This window comes from Mycobacterium sp. NGS29 (genome assembly GCF_059812965.1).
Map to the genome: position 1 here is coordinate 30981 of NZ_JCALDR010000015.1, position 18847 is coordinate 49827.

Genomic DNA, 18847 nt, shown 5'->3' on the forward strand with positions numbered 1-18847 from the left:
CGAGGCCTTCAACCGCCCACCACGGTAAGCCCGCTCACGGTGGACCGCCGACATCGACGCCAGTGCAATACGGGGAGGCTGTCGCGCCGGTTCGCGGACACACCTCGGCGGAGCGCGATCTGGGGGGCGCGCCACTACACTTGACCCAGTGCGGCGTACTCGGGGCGGCAAAGAAGCCCCCACGACGGTATCCGGCTATGCACGTCGTCCGTCGCCAAACACTTGGTCTCACACATCAATTGGTGAGGACAGCCATGAGTGATGAATTGTTTTCCGGCTTCATTGAAACAGGCTGGGATCAGGCACCGTGGGACAACGAGCCATTCTTCACCGCCGATGAGTTGCAGATCCTGCTCAACCCGACGCTGTCGACCGCACAGGCAGCCGAAGTGATCGGCTGCGCCGAACGCGACGTCGTGCGGTTACGCGAAGCGCGATAGACCGCAGCCCCCATCTGCGCAACGCATCTTGGGACCGCAGTGAGCTCGGTTGTGTGACCTCGACTGGCCTCGCAGATTGGTCCACACCAACGAAATCCGGGAACCATGTTCGGCGGGATCGATCCTGGCCTGATCGGCAAGCAGGCGCATGAGGACAGCACCACTCGCGCGACCATTGTTCCTGTGCCTATTGCAGGGCGGGTCGCCGAAGCCCGGGGTTCGCCCGCCGGCGGTGACCGTGACGACCAATGTGTCGGTGTCATCGTGATAGGTGACGACGATGTCGACCGTGTCATGGCCGCAGAGACCACTGCTGCTGAATGTCACGGTATCGGCCAGCGCTTCGTTGACGGCCAAAATCAGGTCGCTGAGCTGTTGTTCATCGAGCCAGAAATGCCGCCACAGCCAGTCGGCGAACTGCGCACGGGCTCGCGCGGCACCGCGGCCATCTCTGCTGACAGTGCACACCAGACGTGAAGGGTCGTCCAAGATCCTGAGCTGATCTGGCGGCCCAAACTCGTTCACAGGCAACGGTTTACCCGCTGGCGACGGCTTCTACTCGCTGTTCATCTCGGCCAGCGCCTCGCCGAGAGTGCGATAAAGCCCCAGCACCTTATCCAGCCCCAGCAATTTCATCGGGCGACTGGTCGCCGGGCCATCGGCGACTACCCCGAACTGCCCCGTCGATGTCACCTCGGTGTGCGCCTGGATGAGCACACTCATACCGGTTGATGCCAGAAAATCCGTCTTGGACAAGTCGACAATGATGCCCACCGGTGCCTGCGCTGCGGCGACTCCGATCGCGTCGCTGAGCTGGCCAGAAGTCACCATGTCAACGCAGCCTGAGACAGCCAAGACCATCACCCGCCCCGCCCAGTACGGCTCAACATCAAGCCCCTCGGGCCCGGGGAAATTCGGTGAATCCGTCGTTTCGGGAAAGTCTTTGTGCATGCGCTTACCTCGCATCAGTGTCGATCAATGCCACGCACCCCAACGTGGATACCGACTTCTCCCCGGTCACCCGTTGAACACTAATGCACCGGTGAATGCCCTCCGGTCTCGATGCTCGCCGGGTGCCGACTGCGTTCTACACCAGCTCACGCCATCACGGCTCGGCGCATTAATCATTGCCGGGCCTTCTAGAAAACACCTCACTTCTGCCCCGCCGAGGTCCTCAATCGAACGCTCGTCGAGAAGCGGCCCGGCAGCCGGAACGCCCGCCGCGTGGGGCCGACGGCCGCAGCCGAGCCATTATCTTGGAACTGTGTTTTCGAATCGGGTGAAGTTCATGCTCGCCGGTCCGGTCCTTGAGTTTTACAATCCGAAGATCGCCGGTCGCCCGCACGAGCGGGTCGCCGAACGCATCGGTGCAGCAGACCGGCGAATAGTGGAAGTGTGCGCGGGTTCTGGCTACTTGTCTCGGTTGGTCGCAGCTCGCTGGAGCGACTGCGAGATCGACGCACTAGACATCTCGGCGGAGTCCGTGGCATACGGCAGGAAACGCGCTGCGAAGGCAGACATGGACAACATCCGGTTCACCCACGCATCTGCCGCGCGGATGCCGTTCTCCGACAACACCTTTGACGCCGCGATTTCCTGCTATGGCCTGCACGAGATCCCCAGTGCCGACCGAACCCACACCTACACCGAACTCGCGCGTGTCGTACGACCTGGTGGCCGGCTAATAGTGGCCGACTGGGACGCTCCCGAGCGCGGCCGCCGAAGCGTTGAACTCGTGATCAGGATGGTCGAAAAACCGCATGCGCTGGAAGTACTCGGCGACGGCATCGTCGACGCGCTGTGCGATGTCGGGTTCAGCATCCTCGCACATGATCGGGCGCAAAGCAGGAAGCTATCCTTTCAGCTCGTCGAAGCGGTGCGGAAGTCCTACTAGCACTACTAGCAATCAGTACCGCGCGAGGTCTCGGTAGCTGGCCATGTGGAGGGTGCTTCCCACGGCGAAAGTCCTTGGTGCGGGGGCCGTTTCGCTGTTTCGCTAAAATCAGGTCTTCTTCGCCGGCATCGGGGCCATAGCAGCAAGAACCGCCACGGCGGCAACCTAGCCCCAGATCCCAGGAGCGAGGTCTTGAGCCACGATCGACAAACACCCCACGACCTAGGCAAGAGGAGAAGCCGAACAGCAGAACTGTACTGGCGCCGGTACACAGCCTATTCGCTGCATCCAATCTCATGGCCCCATCCTGCACTCTGGGTACGACATTTCGGTTCACACGCGGGTCACCCGCCCCGATTCCCCCGACGGCTAAAGCCGCCGGTCTCGCATCTCGGTGATGCGGGCTGCATCACCGAGAATTCAGCGGCGCCGCAGTAACTGTATGCTGATGCCGTCGAGGTATAAAGCTCCATCGGTTCTGTCGATCTCGATGGTTGTCCGGTGAGCTGCGGGCTGGCCGTCTCTTTGGATGCCCGACCAGGTGGCCTCCCCTGAGCGTTCCTCGATGCTTACGATGCCCGACGCGGTCACCTCACCGCGGTTGTTCGGCTCGCACGGTAACCCACGGCAGGTAAACCACAGTCCAGTGGTTCGGCCCTCATCGAATTCAATTCGATACTCCCCGGGAGGGATTGCAATGGGAACACCCGCGAGGCCCTCTCCGACCCGAAACGTTCCGGGCCCGGAGAATCGTTCCCCCACTTGCACCGCCCTGGGCGCGGGTGACGCGCTGGAGGTCGAGGTCGGTGCGGCGACTGTCGAACTAGGTGGCGTTGAGCTACTGGCGCAGCCTGTCAGGGCGGTAGCAACTAACAGCGCTGCCAGGACCGGTACACGCATGGGTGTGAACTTACCTCCCGACCTCAGTAGCGCATCGCCGACCAATTGACGATGCACCCCTTGAAGCTTTCATCGACGGCTTCCAACGACGAGTGTCGAAACTGCTAAAGGTGTTGCGGCAGTGTTTGATAAGGATGTGCAAGGTCCCGAAAGCTTGAGTGATGGAGAGTGGCGGCGACGGTGATGGTTTTGGTGATTCCTTGCCTGTTCTTGGCGATCACGAAGTCTGCTTCGCCGGCTCTGGGGCTGTCGCGGTCGTAGGCGTCGGGGCGATGGATCAGGATCGCCAAATCGCAGTCTTGCTCCAGATTGCCACTTTCGCGCAGATCGGCGAGTTGGGGTTTCTTATCGACGCGTTGTTCGGGTCCGCGGTTGAGCTGGCTCAGCGCAATGACCGGGACATCGAGCTCTTTGGCCAATAGCTTGAGGCTGCGGGAGAATTCGCCGACTTCGGCTTGTCGTGATTCGACGCGTTTTCCCGAGGTCATCAGCTGCAGGTAATCGACAACGATCAGCTTCAAGTCGGTTCTCTGTTTGAGGCGGCGGGCTTTGGCGCGGATCTCCATCATGGTCAGGTTCGCTGAGTCGTCGATGTAGAGCGGGGCTTGGCTGAACTCACTCATACGCCGCGCCATTTTCGCCCAGTCAGCATCAGTGAGGGTGCCGGCACGCATGTCGGCGAGTTTGATTCGCGCCTCAGCTGAGAGCAGGCGCATCACGATCTCCGACTTGCTCATTTCCAGCGAGAAGATGATGCTGGCTTTGTTGTGTTTGATGGAGCAGGAACGCATAATGTCCAGTGCCAGAGTGGATTTCCCATGACCGGGGCGTCCGGCGATGATGATCATCTGCCCACCGTGCAGGCCTGTGGTGACTTCGTCAAGTTCAGCGAATCCGGAGGGCACCCCTTGGGATAACGCGGACCCGGACTGGATCGCATCGATCTCGTCCATGGTGGCTTGCAGCACGTCGTCGAGGACCTGGAAGTCCTCGGCTGTGCGCCGCTGGGTGACGTCGTAAATCTCGGCCTGGGCGCGGTCGACGACCTCGGCGATATCGGCGCCGCCGGCGCCCGCGTACCCGTACTGCACGACCCTGGTGCCGGCCTGCACCAGGCGCCGCAGCACCGCCTTCTCGGCGACGATGTCGGCGTAGTAGCCGGCGTTGGCCGCGGTGGGCACCATCGCGATCAGGGTGTGCAGGTACGGGGCCCCGCCGATGCGCTGCAGGACACCGCGCCGCCCGAGTTCGGCGGCCACGGTGACCGCATCAGCGGGCTCCCCTTGCCCGTACAAGTGCAGAATCGCGTCGTAGATGCTGTGGTGGTTGGGCCGGTAGAAGTCGTCTCCGCGCAGCTTTCCCACCACGTCGGCGATCGCGTCCTTACTCAGCAGCATCCCGCCGAGCACGGATTGTTCGGCGCCCTGGTCCTGTGGTGGTTGCCGGTTGTCTGCGGGCACGGGGGTCACCGGATTCTGGTTGCGGCAGTGGGTCGGGGCGTCCTGCAGATCGGTCATGCCGTCCACGTCTCCTCGGGGGTGTCGCTGTTGGGGTCGTCGAGTTCGGCGGCGATAACTGGCCAGCAGTGCTCGCACACCATGGATGACAGCGGTAGCTGCGGGCGCGCTACAGCGTGGGGCGCAGCGCACACGATGCATTCGCACTTGCCGATCGCCAGGTCGATCAGCAGCTCGGTACTCAGTGAGGTAGCCGCGGGAAGAGGTTTGGCTGCAACAACTCTGGGTTGTCCGCCCAGGACGTCCTGAGCCCACCGGATCAGGCTGTCAGTGAGCGGCTGCTGCGGAAACAGTCGCGAAGCACGGCGGCCGGCGTTGGCCAGCGCGACGATGGGATCCACGATCGGCCCGAACTTCGTTTCGTGGGCTTGCAGCAACCTCTGACGCTGTGCGGGGGTCGTCGCGGCGACCACATCGGCGTACCACCGTTGAGTGTGGGCTTGGGTGGGGTTGGGCTCAGCGTCGCGGACCTGCATAGTGACCCGGACATTCTTGTTCGGGCTGGCGGCGGTCCCGCCGCCCCGGCCTGCCGCGCAGGGGCGGGCCGGTAGTGCCCGCAGACGCGAGGTAAGAAACGCCGCCGGCCGTTCGATGCGGTCGGGCCACGACCACCCCGTGGATCGCATCTGGGTGTTCAGTGCCTCAGTGAGCTGGCTAGCCGACCACACAGCGGGATCGATGCCCGCAGTCATGAGCGCGTCGCAGATGGCACCGATGTGACCACGGCCCAGTCCATGACACAGCGGGGCGCGGCCGTAACGGTTGCCGACAAGCTCATCAGCTAGGCGCTGCACGGCCAGGGGTCGTGGCGCGCGCAGCGAGCGCCGCGATGGTGAGTGTCGGGTGGGGCTGGATGGGGATCGCGACGCGCGCGGACGCGCGTTTGGTGAGTGAGATCTTTCTAGAGATAACCGCCTATCACTACGTGATGGCGGTAGGTCGCAAACAGCGTGACCCGCCGCGCAGGCATCGGCCGGGCGGCGGCTGATGAGATGCCAAACCGAAGGTCGGCGCCCGAATCCAGGGGTCGAGGCCGAACCGCTGCCGCGGTGAGCTTCCACGCCCAGTCCCGAGACTCTCAAGATGTCGCGCGCGGTGGTGACGGTGCGCTGTGAGCAGGCGGCGCCCTGGGCGACGGTGGCGTTGGTGACCGCGCAGTTCCGTCCGGTGGCGTGGTCGGCGTGGGCGGCGAGCACCATGGCCACCTGCAGCGCGCGTTCGGGCCGCAGGTGCACTCGCGCGCATTCGGCCAACCCATCGTCGGTGGCCAGCCAGGCTGACAGTTCGGTCAACCAGGCGTCGCGGCTCGGCCACATCGGGGTTTGAGCCGGTGTGTGGCCGGCCTGTTCGATCCACTGCCGGCGGGCGGTGCGGGCCGCGGCCGGGGCCGAGCGCGCGCAGGTGTAGCGCACAGAGACCTCGCCGTCGGCGAAACCAACGCTGTGCACACGCGCGGTGCGGCCACGACCCGGGCGGGCGGCCGACACCGCAGGACCGGCGCCAGAATCGTCGGCGCCGGAGTCGCCGAAGGTCGCACGAAAGCCGGGATTTCCCCGTTCGCGACACGCCCATGACGCATCGACTTCTGTGCAGTTCAGAGAGGGTTTTTGTGAAACTCGGCGCGGAAATCTTGAACTGTGTCCAGGGTGCAAGCTACCCTGAGAACTACCTAGCACGGTGTTCTCCTCATTTACCTGGGGATCCGAGAGATCGAGTTGGCGCTTTATCTCTCATCAAGGCCTCGGAGTTGGCGCTCCGAGGATCAGCTCTTAGAACTTCTTTTCAAAAACCCCCTCGGGGGTTTCTGTCCAGAATTCGGACCGACCGCTCCGATTAGCTCGTCAGAACTTCCCACCAGCCCCCAACCTGGGGGGCCTGTCCTATACGGATCCCGCTATCCAGTTGTCAAATCCCGTCGTCAACGGGTGTGTTCGGGCTGCTGAACCTCCTTTACCGAGTCGTTACCGTCCATCCGACCACGCCACGAGCCGATGGACTGGGACCGACGCGGCCGCGCGGTGGTGTTGCCGGCACCACCAGCGGCAATGTCGCAGGAATTGACGCCTGTCACAGCTGTCACAAATATCGAGGACCCCAGGTGTTCAGAGCCCACGCCAGCGTTTCGTCGGTCAGCGCCGCCGCGATCTCGCGCTCAAGACCGCTGTCGCAGCACTGCCGTGTAAACGCCGACGGCGCGCGCCGCCGGGCCGCCCAGATCGCCACCGTGCCGATGAGTCGCTTCAACACTGATCAGTTCCCCTTCTGTTCGGATGACGCTGCGGTGGCGGCGATTTCGGCGCCCCGCAGCGCACGCCGCAGCAGCGCGGCGTAGGCATTCTTGGTCAGCGGCGGGTACATCGACTGGCTCAACTCGGCCAGCGTGGCGTCGGGCCGCTCGATGCGGTGCTGCAGCGCTTGGATCCACCGCGTCACATGCGGGCCCTCCTGCATGCGCAGCACTGCCACTGCAGCGCGCGCCAGCACCGCCTGCTCCTGACCGGCCTGGCGAGCCCGGACCGCGTTGGCTTCAGCAGACACTTCGGCCCAGCGGGGATTGTTCGCCATCACCGACCACCGCCCCCGCACCCGCGGTGAAGTGACCAGGCGGGCAGCACACCACCGCCACAGACCCTCTCAACGCGGGAGAAGGCCAATCGACGACCGGAGGAGGCGGTGCTCACGCGATCCTCCTCGGCGCCGATTGCTGATCGACCTGTTCGACCACCTGGGCGGCCAATCGCCGGATCTGGTCGTACTTTTCGGGCGTCATCGCCACGGGCGCGGCCTTGACCACACCGCCTCGTCCGGTGCCGGTGATCAGCCCGGCGGCCTGCAGGCTCTTGATGTCGAGGGTTTCGAGCATGACCGGATCGGACCCATAGTCGGTGATACAGAAGTAGGCGCGCACCGGCTTCGTTTGACCGGGCCGCCCGGGCCGGCCCATGGCCTGCTTGTGGACCGCCGGGGACCAGTCCAACTCTCCGAACACCAGCGTGTTCACCACGTGCTGCAGCCCATCGATACCCGCCCCGGAACGCAGCGACGAAATCAGCACCCGGGACCGGCCCGCCATGAAATCGTCGATCGAGCGCTCTTTTTGGCGGTTCGTTTCCCGCCCGGTGTACATCGCCGGCCGATACTGGCTTAGCCGTTGCGCCCAGATGTCGTGCACTGCGTGATGCCAGCCCAACAGCATCACCCGCTGCTCGCTCTGCAAGATCATCTCCACGAAGTCAGCAACAAATGGCGCTTTGGCGATACCGGTCTGCTGACGCATGATCCAGTCGAATTGCCCTGCAGCACTCCACCGTTGACGCTGATTGGCGCTTTGGTCCAGGATCAGCCGGGCCAACGCGACCGCGTTGCCCTCGATCTGGGCAAGCACGGCGGGATCGGAGGGCACGCACTGCTCGATCGGAATGGTCGGCGGGATCTCGATCCCCACCTCTTCGAGCGTGCGTCGCAGCAGCAGCCCCTGAGAAATCAGATGGGACCGCAGCGCCGGCGGATCAAAGACTTGGGTCTTGGTGTCCAGCCCCGACGTGTGGCACCACTCCCTGGCGAACTCTTCGCGGCTGCCCAGCGCACCCGGGCGTAGCACGTCGATGACGTTGTAGATTTCGCCGCCGTAGTTGTAAATCGGTGTGCCCGACAACCCGACGCGGTAGGCCGCTGCCCCCGCGACCGTCGTCGCGGCCTTATAGCGGTCGGATTCTGCGCGGCGCAACTCCTGGACCTCATCGAAGATGACTGTCCGGACAACGCCTTTGAGGTGGTGTTGCCACTTGGCCAGCTTCGCGTAGTTCATCACGATCAGATCCGCGGTGCGCCCACGGCGTTGCAGGGAGTGCACCGGCCCGTTTTGCACCTCGATCGAAGTCAGGTCCGGGTAGAACTGCGCGAGCTGGCGGCGCCACTGCCGCGGCATCGTTCCGGTCAGCGTCACCGCCAACGCAGGCCGGGCCGCCGGCTGTTCCAACAGCGCCAAACTCGTGAACGTCTTGCCCGCACCGAGCTCGTCGGCGATGCACACACCGCCGGTAGCCCACACCAGATCACGCGCCGTCCGCTGATAGGCGCGCAGCGCCACCGCAGGACTTACCCAGCCGGCGCCGGATCCTGTCGGCAAGTGCTGTCCGGAAAGAACCTGTTGCACAGCACGTTCGGCGCGGCGATGCTCGCGCGCCAATGACCGCAGCCGTTGCCTGTCGCCCGGGGAGGCCTTCATCGGCCAGCGATCCAGCAGCCACTCCAGGTTGCGCGCTACCTCCAAGGTAGACGTCAACGTGACGGTGCCCCGGGGGGTGGCATCGACTCGAGGAAAGATCCTCTTGATCATGATCATGACGTCCGGTGCGGCCTCGATCTCCCACAGACCCGCTGCCAGCCACCGGTATGCCCCTACCACCCGCGCGGTCACCGCGACAGCCCCGGCCTGAACAGTGCCGTCGCGCGAATCGGCACACCCAGAATCTGTCCAGGCCTACCCACGTGCCGCGCCAACCGCGGCGCGGAAACCAGGAGGATGATGCTGTCCATCCCGCCCGTAACCGTTGGCGCGTCTGACATTTCGGACCTCGTCGTCTGATCGGTCATGCGGCGGCTGCTTGGTGAAGTGCAGCGCGCAGCCGTCTGCCGATCCACTCCCCGACCTGAGGGGAGACGGCGTTACCGAAGCCGTCGGTCTGGTCCCTCGCGGAGCCCCAGACGAGGAACGTGCCGGGGTAGTCGCCGAAGGTGACGTCGAATCCGCAGCCGCGCCCGATTTCGTGGGCGGCCATCATCCGGAAGTAGCAGTCCGCGAGTGGGAGGTCGGCCAGTGATGCACGCCATTCGGCGCTCAGCAGGGCGGTGGTGTCCCGGGGTGTGAGTGTGCCGAGCGGATCGGCCACCGGATGCGAGGCGGTCTCCATTCCGTGGCTGCCGTTCTGCTTGTACCAGCCCGCGAACAGCACGCCCTGTGTGATCGCTGAGCCGACCACGGTTCCCAGCGGCTTGTCCAACGGGTAGGCGCGGTATTTCGCCTCGTCGATCGACCCGTTGCACTGCACCCGACCTGCTGCGGTGATCAGCGCGGGGATCTGCTCGGAGGTGACGGTAGGCATCGCCTCGGCGTGTGTGGTCGGCGTGGTGTGCTTGCGGTACGGCACTACCCCGGTCGACAACAGCGACAGCGTCTCGGACCCGCCTTGGGTCGGCAGTGGCTCATCGGCGGCCCGGGGTGCGCCCTGGAAGTTGTTGACCGCGAACAGGACCGCTTTCTCATGGGTGCTGGTGACAGTGTCCATCGGTTGGGTGAGGTGCTTGCCGTCGCCGTTGTGGCGATGCGCGGCCGTCACCTGACCCGTGAGCGCGGCCGCCGGCGTGAGGGGCCCCGTCGAGGTGGTGGTGTGTGCCCACAACGGCTCCGACAGATCCCGGCCGCGCCACGTTGATCCCGGCCGCTCGCAGGTGTTGGCGGCGGCCGCGATGGCGGCCCCGGTCGACAGGATCGCGGTCTCTTGCTGGCTGGTTTGGGTGGCCATCGGCTGCCATGGGTGTCGCTCCGAGCCGCGGGCGGCCTTGGCGGGCATCAGAACTGCCGGGAATTCGGCGAATCGCTGCCGGCAGCGTTCAGCGCGGGCCATGGTGGCCGCTGCGAGCGGTTTCTTGCGGTCCCCGATACGGGTGCCGAGGTTGGAAAGGTCCAGCGCGGCCAGCGACGGTGTCACCGGTGGCCTCACGGCGTGCCGACACGATGGGCAGCGGTACTCGTATTGCTTGCCGTACCGCACCGAGCCGGTCGGCGGCACTCCGGTGCGCCAGGTCCAGACCGCTTCGACGACCCGGCCGCAGGAGCCGCACCACGACGGCGGGCGGTGCTCCAAATCGGGTGTAGGGATTCTCCTGTCCCAGAACGCGATATAGAGGCGATCGCGACTTTGAGGTACCCCGAAGAACATCGAGTTCAAGTACATGACGCGGTAGCGGTAGCCGAGCTTGCCGAACTCGCCCAGCCACCACCGGTACGTCGACCCGTCACCCACCTTGCGCCGACCGGGCACAGCCGGCCCCCACGAGGTGAGCTCGGTCGTGCACTCGACCAGGATCAACCGGGGATGATGCTGGGCGGCGTAGGCAAGGACGCAGTTCGCGGTCGCCCGGTCACGCTCGGAGCGGGTGACACTAGCCTCGAAGTCGGGGTCTTCCATGTCGAACAGCGAAAGGCTCTGCGCGTATGCCTTTTTCGTGTTGGCCTGCGAGTGATTAGTGCAGTTGTGCACAACCACGCCATCGACGACGTAGGTGTGATCCTCGTCGACCGTCATGTTGTAAACGGTCACCGCATCGCCGGGCGTCACGGTGCCGCTGGCCTTGCCCCATCGGTAACCATCGGCGTCGCGATGCTTCGGGCGGCGGTCTCGGCACCGGTGCGCCGTTACTACCCACTGCGGCCTCTGCCGGACTACGCGGCCCTCGATGACAGCCGCCGGCGCCTTTGGCGCGAAGGTGACCGTCGCGTAATAGTCCAGCGAGGTCAGCATCAGGCGCATCGCGACTGCGAGTTCTTTCGAGACGGTCACCGCTTGGACACGCAGCCCATCTCGGCACGCGTACCCGTCCGCCGACATATAGCCATCGACGAACGCCTGGCGGATCGTTCGCGGCGCAAACAACATCCACGTCGGTACCCGTTTGCCGCCAGCGCCGTGGCCGAAGTTGTCGACGATAAACGTGGCCAGGCCAAGGCGGTTGACATGGAAGGTGTCGGTAGTGCGCTGACGCGTTCGATTCCACGGCAGCGAAAGCCGGGACAGCTCCTTGCCGAGTTCGTCCGCCTCGGCATGGCTTGCGCAAATCGTGACGCGCGACCACGCGCCGTTACGCTCAGGCCGGCGACTCACCCATCCGTCGCCGACCCACCGGCCCAACATGCATGCGATGTCGTGCGTAATAGGTCCGATACCGTCAATGACGGGCAGCTCGGCGCCGGCGCTGTCAAGGATTGGAGAACCTACGAACACGCCGTTCAGGCTGTCCGCTCGGACTTCCCGACGTTCGCCGAGTAAGGGGAGTGCTCGACGCTGATCCGCGGCGCGCCTGCACGCTGTCGAGCAATACAGCCGAGCCTTGCGCGTGGACCTGAAGCGCGTAGCGGTACCGCCGCATTCGAGGCAGCACGCACCGTCGAGCGGCTGGTACTTGCGGCGCGGTTGATACTCGCGTTCCGCAGACGCGGCCCAAAACGGGTGATCCCTGGTGCAGGTAATCGCGGTGGTGGCGTTGACCGTGATCGTGGGGCGTTCGACGGCCGACGTGCGCGTGACCGGCCGCCAGCGCGCGCGGTGCGTCCACACCTCGTCGCCGACGCAGACGGTCTCGATCGGGACGAGGCCGCGCCGTGTCAGGACGAGGGATCCAGCGGCGAAGCAGCTGACACCCGCTACGAGCAAGTCGCTAGCCGGTAAGTCTCGCGCCGAGTGGTAGTCCGAAGAATCGCGGTCAACGAGGTTGGCGATCCAGTGTTCGGCGTGCGGGTGGTTCGCCTCGTGGACCTCGACTTTGTAGCGGTTGTGGTTGGCCGCCATGATGGTGGTGAACCCGGCCAACTCGATACCTCTTGTGAGGCCTCCGAATCCGCTGAAGAGGTCCACTGCGACCAGGTCGTCGTGCGCGAACCGACGGCGGCGGACAACGGGCCGATGCTCGGCTGTTGCAGCGGCGCTCACCCCATCACCCCCGCGTTCTGCGACACGGCGTCCGCGGCGGAGCGCGCGCACCCAGGCGCGGGCAGATCGGGGCCAAGCGACTGCCCCGGGGTCACAGCGCCAGCCCCGGTCCCGGCAATGCCACCGTCCGCACTGGCACACCCAGAATCTCTGCGGGAATACCGGACAGCGTCGACAGCCGAGCCGTGGCCACCACCAGGGCCTGCACCCGTCGATGGGCCGCGTAGCGCACCAGCTGCGAGAGCACCGCCGACCCGCCAGCGCGCATCTTGACCTCGATAGCAACGCAGCCACCGACCAGAAAATCCGGACGATCCTGCGCACTGAGCCGATATTCCCGATCGAACCGAAACCGGTTCTGCCGCAACACTTGCTCGATACCGTCCTGCAAATCGACCTCACGCGCGGCCCGATACACACACTCTCCCAAGACCGCCACCACGCGTTCGGCGATCGCCACCGCATCCACCGGCGCCGGCACCCCACCGAGTGCCTGGCTGCGGCTGGGCGCACTCACCGCACACCCCGCTGCCCACCGGCGCGCACACCCCGCCGAGACCGGCCCTCGGTGCAGCCCGACCGGACACCGGCCGCCGGCCGGGCCCGGTGCGGCCGACTAATCCAGTCGCTGACCGTGTCGTGACTCCACCGCACCGCCTCATCGACCGCGGACGTACGTGGCACCACATCGTCACTGCGGCGCGGATAGTAGGTGATCGCACCGCCACACACTGCGCACGAATCGTGGCGCCGCACAGGCTCACCCGCAATGAGGGCAGACCGCGACCCGCGGCCGGGACGGCGCCCACCGGCGGGTCTGAGCGGGCTCACGCGGACACCTTCGACGCCGCGGCAGCACCGAACAATTCCACGCCCGACCCCGCCCGCACCGACCACCCCGCACTGAGCAGCTGCGCGCGCACATCAGGGGCGGGTTCAAACACCGTCCACACCGCCCCCTCATCACAGGCCAGCGCCGATCCATACCAGGCATACGGTGAGCCAGAGGGGTCAACCACGATCCACCCGCACCCGCAGGAACCCTCTCGAAGCGAACCCATCACGACCACCTATCCGCTGAAACAGCCAAACCCGCTGCGAAAACCGCTAATTCGAGATACCTGCACGTGCGAGCCAGCGTGTGTGGCCGCACCCTCCTAGAGCTGCCCATGAGACACCGGCTCACGCCACGGGTCCGCGACCCCAGTGGGACGGGTGATGATGCCGTAGACATAGGCGAGCTCGGTCAGCACCGAGCACGGCGCCGCGACATCACAGTCGCCGGTGGCCGCACCCTCCCACCACCCTGCCCAGGTGCCTGCAGTGAAGGTGCACGCCCCACAGATCACCGAGGCATGCGGGCATGTCGCCGCCAACGGACCATGCACCTCGGTGCAACACCCGGTGCGGCTGCACTGCTCACACATGAGGATCACCGGCCGGTGGGCCGCGGCATGGGCCAGCAGATCCGAACGGTGACCCGACTCCCCATCAAGCCCGGGCGGAGCATCGGCCAGGATCGCAATCAAGATCGTGGGCAACAGATCCGGATCCAGCCCGGCCTCAGCAATGATCTGCCGCGCCACCCCGACCGGGGTATACCCGTCGATCTCCTGATCGAGAGTTCCGCAGCTCACCGCCACCACCCAGCCGCAACGCTCGCAGCGGCCCCCCTCCTCAAACAAGGGGTTACCGGGAGTGAACGCCCCGAGCCGGGCCGCCGACATACACGGCAGCCCGCACACCGAGTACTCCTGCACCCGGTGGCCATCCCGGTCCTCACGCGCGGCCTCCTTGCGCGCCCGCAGCGCAGCGACATTGACCGCATGCCACCGAGGCTTCAGCCCAGCTGAGGCACCCACGGCGAAACTGTGCAGGCCCGCGTTCACCGCACACCTGCGCCGACCGAAGCGGGCCCCTCCAGTACTGCGCTGTCAGACAACAAGTCCGACCACCGCGCATCGACGTCGAGGAAACTCAAATGCGCACCGGCAGATAAGCACTGCAACTGGGTATCGGCGCGCATGTAAAGCGGATGCCGCGGCTGACCACCTTGGGTCCAGCCCAACACCGCCACGGTGCCACCAGTGCCGCGACAGATCCGCCAAATCCGCGTCGCCACCGCCCGCGCACGCTGCGCCTGGGCGCCGAATCCCCACGCGAACACGACTAACTCGTGCTCGGCCGCCGCAGCATCCAGATACGCATCGTTGTCCGGCCCGACCGGATCATCCACGCAAGCAATCGCTTTCGGGTCAGTCGACCGCACGGCATACAAGTTCAGCGCACTAAGGGCGTCATATCCGAAGCCGCGGGCGAACCGGATGTCGCGGCGGATAGTGGCATCGTTGATGTGCTCGCCGGCCGACGAGGGGTTCAGCGAAACGAACATCAGCGCCGGGCCCGGCCCCCAGCGCCGACCCAACCGGTACCGGTAGCGCCGATCAGCCGAAAACTGCGCGGTAGAACGCAGGTGCAGATCCAGCATCATCGTCATCTCAAGCCACCCCCGCGACATCGTCACGCCCCGGCCGCGACCCGGTCTGCTGACGCCTACGGATCTCGCGCTGCCGCTCCGCCAGGGTCATCGCACCCCACACGCCGACGTCGTGGCGCCCGTTGGTGAGCCCATAGCTGCGGCATTTCGCCAACACCGGGCAGTGCTTGCACACTTCCTTGACCTCGGCCTGCATCAGCAAACTGCGGCTGGCCCAATTCAATTCAGGAAAATGCCCGCACGCCCCCTCCATGTAAAAGCTGGCCAGCTCGACCTCATCGCTGTCGGGCACCGGACGATCCGGGCACGGCAGATTCAGATACCGCGACACCGAACGCTTGGTAACCCCAAGATGCTCGGCGATGACCCCCCGCGACGCACCCGAGGCGTGCATGCGGTGCGCGGTGATGCGGTGAGCGATCCACCTGTCCCCCACGATCGTGCTCACAGCCCATCACCTGCGTTCGACTCACGCATGAGGTGGTACTGGGCACCGACATTGGCGATCCCCAACCGATCCAACGCGTCCACGACCCGCCCGGGACCCACCAACGCGCGAGGTTCACCAGCACTGGGCTGCGCCTTAATCCCCAACCGTGCCAGCAGCGCCGCCAACGTCAGCATCATCGGCGCGCTGGGGCACAGCACCTGCATGCCACGCCGACTAAACGTCGCCGCCGCATGCACCGCACCGCGGCTCACCCCGACCACCGCGGCGGGATCACGCCCGAACACCCAGCGGCCGTCCCGAAACCCGTATCGGCCCAGCACAATCTGCGGATTCGAGATAGTCACCGCGCCGCCGTCGGTGCTGACATCGGCCAACGCGACATCCTTGTGCGCGAGCACCTGGCTCAGCCACAACGCCGTCGCCCCGTGCTCGAACCGGATCCTCATCCTGGTGTCCACGCGCACCACCGTGGGCGTGAACGCCAGCAGCGCGGCAATGTGCCGCCGCCGGACCTCAGGCTCTTCGTCCACTGCACACAGATGCAGCCGCGCCGCCCACGTCACAGCCGAAAAATCAGTCGGCCGCGGCCGCCGCGGCGCGATGAACCGGGGAGCGCTCATGCTGAAACCCCCACCGCCACACCGAAACCAAGATCCCCCGGGTCCAGGCCGGCGACCTCACACAACTTCGCCATGGCCGGAGACCACCCGTTGGATTCCTTGCGCTCCGGCACCCACACCCCGGCATACATGCCGCATTCCGCCTCGGATGCGACCGCATCACGCGCGCACTCCCGCCGAACCGGGCACCGCTGACACATCTGCTCCAGCGGAACCAGAACCGCCAGAGGAGGTTTACGCGGCGGCGTCCACACCTCGGGGGCATCGGGCATCTCCACAAAGCACACCGCTTTGCGCCGCCACAGCTGACCACTGAGCGTCATCGCACCAACCTTCCCGCCGGCGCCGTACCGATCTCGGCTATGAAGCGCACCGCCCCCGCCGCCACGCGCTGGGCCGCCGATCGCGCCGACTCCCCGCTACACACCGCGCACCACAACGCGTCGAACTCGCGCTTGAGGAACCCGAAACCCTCATGGCTCGACGCCAGCGCACGACCCCGCGGCCCGACCTCACCGCGCCGCCGGCCCTGCTCAGCCAGCGCATCCCGGCAACGCTGCCGGATCGCACCACCGGGCTCGCACACCTCGACCAAAAAACGCACCGCCATCGCCCCGACCTGCGCAGCCTCCGCGCGCGCACACCCAATCCGGTTGCCGCGCACGTCATCCCACAACTCGTCGACTTCTTCTCCCAGGACCATCGCGCCTTCTTCGGCCGATCGCCACGGGCGCGGATAGCGCGCCAAGCTGTCCACGAGCTCGTCCCAAATAGCCAGTTCAGCGTGCCGGAAAGCAGCCTCGGGATCCGCCGAGGCGCACGAGCCGGCCAGCAGATGCGGGGTCCTCATGCCGGCACCATCTGCATCCGCAAGCACCGCGCGCATTCACCGCACGCATCGTCGCCCGGTATGCACGCAGCCCCGCAGACCACGCACGCCCCGGTGCAACCTCGGCAGGCCAGCTGGCCCTCCACGCGGACCGGCTCGATCGGCGGCTTGCCGCACAACGGGCAGTCATCGAACAGCGAGGGCGACCAGCAAGCCGGCGCAGCCGGTATCGCTCGGGTCGCAGCTGCACCGTGACGCGACGCGTTATCGCACGTCAAGGCGGCAATTCCGCGGTTTCGGGCCGCAACCCTTGATTCGGTTATGGGGTAGCCTCTACCCTGAGATCGACTTGGCAAAGTCATCTCCTTCTCACTCGGGGAGACCCTGGACGCGAAGGTCGCAACTTCTCGTCCAACCCAAGAGCAACCCCCTTCGGGGGGTTTCTCTGCATCTGGGACAGGGTCATCGCTATGAAAATGTGCAGAACCACGCGCCGCCGTCGGCGACACCACTAGAGCAGCAGCGCTACCACCGCCCCTAAAAAGCCCTGTGGAAACAACACTTCAGATCACCCGGCCTGTCTTCTTCGCCGCATGATCAACAATGGTTTGCACGACCATCCGCTGGCCGCGTCCCAGCCGCGCAAGATGTCGAGCCAACGCCGAGGCCTCTGACCCGTCGTGAGCCATATCGCCGGGAAACACCACCAGCAGCGGCTCTGCGCCAGTGGTGAGAATTTCGGCAATGAAGCCATGCCGGGCAACAGCATCCCCGCACGCATGCAACCGCCACCCATGTTCGATGAGCTTCATCGCCCACCAATAGGCGACGCGCACCTCGGTATCAGGCTGACGCAACCACAGGGGAATAGGTTTGACGCACCTGCCCGTCGCGGCCGGTCGCGCGACCACCCCCGCAGCACGCATCCGGTCAACCAGAGCAGCGAATTCCCCGGCCCACCCGAGCGCACCCAGCCGCCACACCGCCTCCGCCATCAACGCCGGCAGATTCTGCGGAATGCACGCAGTGTCCTCACACCGGCGCACGACGCTGGTCAACCGATACGACGCCTGGCGCACCACGACCGTCGCAACCATCGACGATCGGTCGAACCGCATGTCGACCACCACGTCCCCCTCGGTGCGCAGTGCAGCCGCCCACCAGTACAGGGGCCGCACCGCAGGCGGCAGCTGATGCCCTTGCGACACCGGAAGAGGATCAAAACACGGCTCGAAGCCAGGAAGGTCAGGCATCTGCGGTGTCGGGCGCTGGGCAAGTGCGCGAGGCAATTTCACCGAATCGCTCCTCTTCGTAAGATCGATAAGCACACCGTACTCTAGGATAAGACAGCTGTCTATGACAGCAGCTTTGACAGGATTTGGGAGAACTCGGTGAATCTGTCTGACTATGGACCTCGGCGCGGGCCTCGCATGACAAGACGCGTACTGCGCGGATTCGATCCGCATGCCTTCGCGACCGTCCGCCAGGAGCGCGGCATGAGTGTTAGCGACCTCGCTCGGCTGGCTGGTGTTGGACAGTCGACCGTGCACGCATGGGAATCTGGCCGCGGGACCCCGCAGGTCGATCTGCTGGCGCGGGTAATGAACATCCTCGGCGCTCCGATCGGGGATGTGGTCACGGTGGCCGCTGAGGAGCGCTACCCCGGTGACTGGCGCGTTATCAGGGGCATGACGCAACCACAGTTGGCAGCAGCGGCCAAGATTGCCACCACGACGTTGCGCGGTATCGAACGCGCCGACCTTGGACTGACTGAGGCCAACGCCGCCAAGCTGGCTGCGTGCCTGGATATCAGTGTTGAGGAGTATCGGGCGGCGTACAGCCGCGCACGCCAGCGCCCGGCTGGAACCTCGGTTTAACGACCGAGGCTTCACCAGCAAACTCGGCGATCCACCTACTGGTAGTTCGTGACGGATGTTCCTGCGATACCTGGCGCAGGTAGGGGACGCGGTGTGGGCTGATGGGGCGACAC

General features: G+C 65.5%; 19 protein-coding genes and 1 pseudogene. 4 read left to right on the forward strand and 16 right to left on the reverse strand.

Annotation, left to right across the window (positions count from 1 at the left end):
• Positions 1-254: 254 nt before the first annotated feature.
• Positions 255-440, forward strand: coding sequence for a hypothetical protein (locus tag AC5Y5Z_RS19045; RefSeq protein ID WP_133437184.1), 186 nt, complete (start codon positions 255-257; stop codon positions 438-440).
• Here AC5Y5Z_RS19045 and AC5Y5Z_RS19050 read toward each other — a convergent pair.
• On the reverse strand, positions 423-965 hold the full coding sequence (locus tag AC5Y5Z_RS19050; RefSeq protein ID WP_420872854.1) for an ATP-binding protein: 543 nt from the start codon (positions 963-965) through the stop codon (positions 423-425). The genes AC5Y5Z_RS19045 and AC5Y5Z_RS19050 overlap by 18 nt on opposite strands.
• Before the next feature lie 30 nt (positions 966-995).
• Positions 996-1406, reverse strand: a complete 411-nt coding sequence (locus AC5Y5Z_RS19055; RefSeq protein ID WP_499926922.1) for an STAS domain-containing protein — start codon at positions 1404-1406, stop codon at positions 996-998.
• A gap of 322 nt (positions 1407-1728) precedes the next feature.
• On the opposite strand from AC5Y5Z_RS19055, the gene AC5Y5Z_RS19060 reads away from it, so the two are divergent.
• A complete protein-coding gene (locus AC5Y5Z_RS19060; protein WP_240751290.1) occupies positions 1729-2334 on the forward strand; it encodes a class I SAM-dependent methyltransferase in 606 nt (201 codons plus the stop codon).
• Between the two features lie 1004 nt (positions 2335-3338).
• Here the strand turns inward: AC5Y5Z_RS19060 and dnaB are convergent.
• Positions 3339-4679: pseudogene (gene dnaB / locus AC5Y5Z_RS19065) on the reverse strand (replicative DNA helicase); the annotation flags it as partial.
• Positions 4680-4747: 68 nt separating this feature from the next.
• Positions 4748-5443: a hypothetical protein gene (locus AC5Y5Z_RS19070; RefSeq protein ID WP_133437179.1), complete on the reverse strand. Its 696-nt coding sequence runs from the start codon at positions 5441-5443 to the stop codon at positions 4748-4750.
• A 391-nt stretch (positions 5444-5834) separates the two neighbouring features.
• On the opposite strand from AC5Y5Z_RS19070, the gene AC5Y5Z_RS19075 reads away from it, so the two are divergent.
• The gene (locus tag AC5Y5Z_RS19075) at positions 5835-6077 is read left to right on the forward strand and encodes a hypothetical protein (RefSeq protein WP_133437178.1); all 243 of its coding nucleotides are present in this window, start codon (positions 5835-5837) and stop codon (positions 6075-6077) included.
• Between the two features lie 924 nt (positions 6078-7001).
• Here AC5Y5Z_RS19075 and AC5Y5Z_RS19080 read toward each other — a convergent pair.
• The 12 genes from AC5Y5Z_RS19080 to AC5Y5Z_RS19135 form a co-directional block, all read right to left on the reverse strand.
• A complete protein-coding gene (locus AC5Y5Z_RS19080) occupies positions 7002-7316 on the reverse strand; it encodes a helix-turn-helix domain-containing protein (protein ID WP_240743940.1) in 315 nt (104 codons plus the stop codon).
• A gap of 112 nt (positions 7317-7428) precedes the next feature.
• On the reverse strand, positions 7429-9171 hold the full coding sequence (locus tag AC5Y5Z_RS19085; protein WP_133437176.1) for an SNF2-related protein: 1743 nt from the start codon (positions 9169-9171) through the stop codon (positions 7429-7431).
• 172 nt (positions 9172-9343) lie between these two features.
• The gene (locus AC5Y5Z_RS19090) at positions 9344-12460 is read right to left on the reverse strand and encodes a DNA cytosine methyltransferase (RefSeq protein WP_133449237.1); all 3117 of its coding nucleotides are present in this window, start codon (positions 12458-12460) and stop codon (positions 9344-9346) included.
• A 91-nt stretch (positions 12461-12551) separates the two neighbouring features.
• Positions 12552-12977, reverse strand: a complete 426-nt coding sequence (locus AC5Y5Z_RS19095; protein WP_240743941.1) for a hypothetical protein — start codon at positions 12975-12977, stop codon at positions 12552-12554.
• Between the two features lie 310 nt (positions 12978-13287).
• Positions 13288-13479: a hypothetical protein gene (locus AC5Y5Z_RS19100; RefSeq protein ID WP_133449238.1), complete on the reverse strand. Its 192-nt coding sequence runs from the start codon at positions 13477-13479 to the stop codon at positions 13288-13290.
• A 138-nt stretch (positions 13480-13617) separates the two neighbouring features.
• Positions 13618-14322 carry a hypothetical protein gene (locus tag AC5Y5Z_RS19105; protein WP_499919376.1) on the reverse strand — a complete coding sequence of 235 codons (705 nt, stop codon included), beginning with the start codon at positions 14320-14322 and terminating at the stop codon, positions 13618-13620.
• Between the two features lie 23 nt (positions 14323-14345).
• Positions 14346-14978 carry a DUF1643 domain-containing protein gene (locus tag AC5Y5Z_RS19110; protein ID WP_499926927.1) on the reverse strand — a complete coding sequence of 211 codons (633 nt, stop codon included), beginning with the start codon at positions 14976-14978 and terminating at the stop codon, positions 14346-14348.
• On the reverse strand, positions 14959-15405 hold the full coding sequence (locus tag AC5Y5Z_RS19115) for a WhiB family transcriptional regulator (RefSeq protein ID WP_240743943.1): 447 nt from the start codon (positions 15403-15405) through the stop codon (positions 14959-14961). Before AC5Y5Z_RS19115 ends, AC5Y5Z_RS19110 begins: the two co-directional genes overlap by 20 nt.
• On the reverse strand, positions 15402-16028 hold the full coding sequence (locus tag AC5Y5Z_RS19120) for a hypothetical protein (protein WP_499919374.1): 627 nt from the start codon (positions 16026-16028) through the stop codon (positions 15402-15404). Before AC5Y5Z_RS19120 ends, AC5Y5Z_RS19115 begins: the two co-directional genes overlap by 4 nt.
• Positions 16025-16351 carry a WhiB family transcriptional regulator gene (locus AC5Y5Z_RS19125; protein ID WP_499919372.1) on the reverse strand — a complete coding sequence of 109 codons (327 nt, stop codon included), beginning with the start codon at positions 16349-16351 and terminating at the stop codon, positions 16025-16027. The genes AC5Y5Z_RS19120 and AC5Y5Z_RS19125 overlap by 4 nt, the downstream gene beginning before the upstream one ends.
• Positions 16348-16878 carry a hypothetical protein gene (locus AC5Y5Z_RS19130; RefSeq protein ID WP_499919371.1) on the reverse strand — a complete coding sequence of 177 codons (531 nt, stop codon included), beginning with the start codon at positions 16876-16878 and terminating at the stop codon, positions 16348-16350. Before AC5Y5Z_RS19130 ends, AC5Y5Z_RS19125 begins: the two co-directional genes overlap by 4 nt.
• A gap of 542 nt (positions 16879-17420) precedes the next feature.
• Entirely contained in the window at positions 17421-18065 is a 645-nt protein-coding gene (locus tag AC5Y5Z_RS19135) for a hypothetical protein (protein WP_499919369.1), read from the reverse strand.
• 183 nt (positions 18066-18248) lie between these two features.
• Here AC5Y5Z_RS19135 and AC5Y5Z_RS19140 point away from each other — a divergent pair, with 183 nt between their 5' ends.
• Positions 18249-18734 carry a helix-turn-helix transcriptional regulator gene (locus AC5Y5Z_RS19140; RefSeq protein ID WP_499919368.1) on the forward strand — a complete coding sequence of 162 codons (486 nt, stop codon included), beginning with the start codon at positions 18249-18251 and terminating at the stop codon, positions 18732-18734.
• The last annotated feature ends 113 nt before the right edge of the window (positions 18735-18847 follow it).

Coding starts and splice junctions, on each gene's coding strand:
- AC5Y5Z_RS19110 (WP_499926927.1), bottom strand. CDS start 14,978: ATGTCGCGGGGGTGGCTTGAGATGACGATGATGCTGGATCTGCACCTG.
- AC5Y5Z_RS19125 (WP_499919372.1), bottom strand. CDS start 16,351: ATGACGCTCAGTGGTCAGCTGTGGCGGCGCAAAGCGGTGTGCTTTGTG.
- AC5Y5Z_RS19070 (WP_133437179.1), bottom strand. CDS start 5,443: ATGACTGCGGGCATCGATCCCGCTGTGTGGTCGGCTAGCCAGCTCACT.
- AC5Y5Z_RS19060 (WP_240751290.1), top strand. CDS start 1,729: ATGCTCGCCGGTCCGGTCCTTGAGTTTTACAATCCGAAGATCGCCGGT.
- AC5Y5Z_RS19080 (WP_240743940.1), bottom strand. CDS start 7,316: ATGGCGAACAATCCCCGCTGGGCCGAAGTGTCTGCTGAAGCCAACGCG.
- AC5Y5Z_RS19055 (WP_499926922.1), bottom strand. CDS start 1,406: ATGCGAGGTAAGCGCATGCACAAAGACTTTCCCGAAACGACGGATTCA.
- AC5Y5Z_RS19130 (WP_499919371.1), bottom strand. CDS start 16,878: ATGAGGACCCCGCATCTGCTGGCCGGCTCGTGCGCCTCGGCGGATCCC.
- AC5Y5Z_RS19120 (WP_499919374.1), bottom strand. CDS start 16,028: ATGAGCGCTCCCCGGTTCATCGCGCCGCGGCGGCCGCGGCCGACTGAT.
- AC5Y5Z_RS19075 (WP_133437178.1), top strand. CDS start 5,835: ATGTCGCGCGCGGTGGTGACGGTGCGCTGTGAGCAGGCGGCGCCCTGG.
- AC5Y5Z_RS19045 (WP_133437184.1), top strand. CDS start 255: ATGAGTGATGAATTGTTTTCCGGCTTCATTGAAACAGGCTGGGATCAG.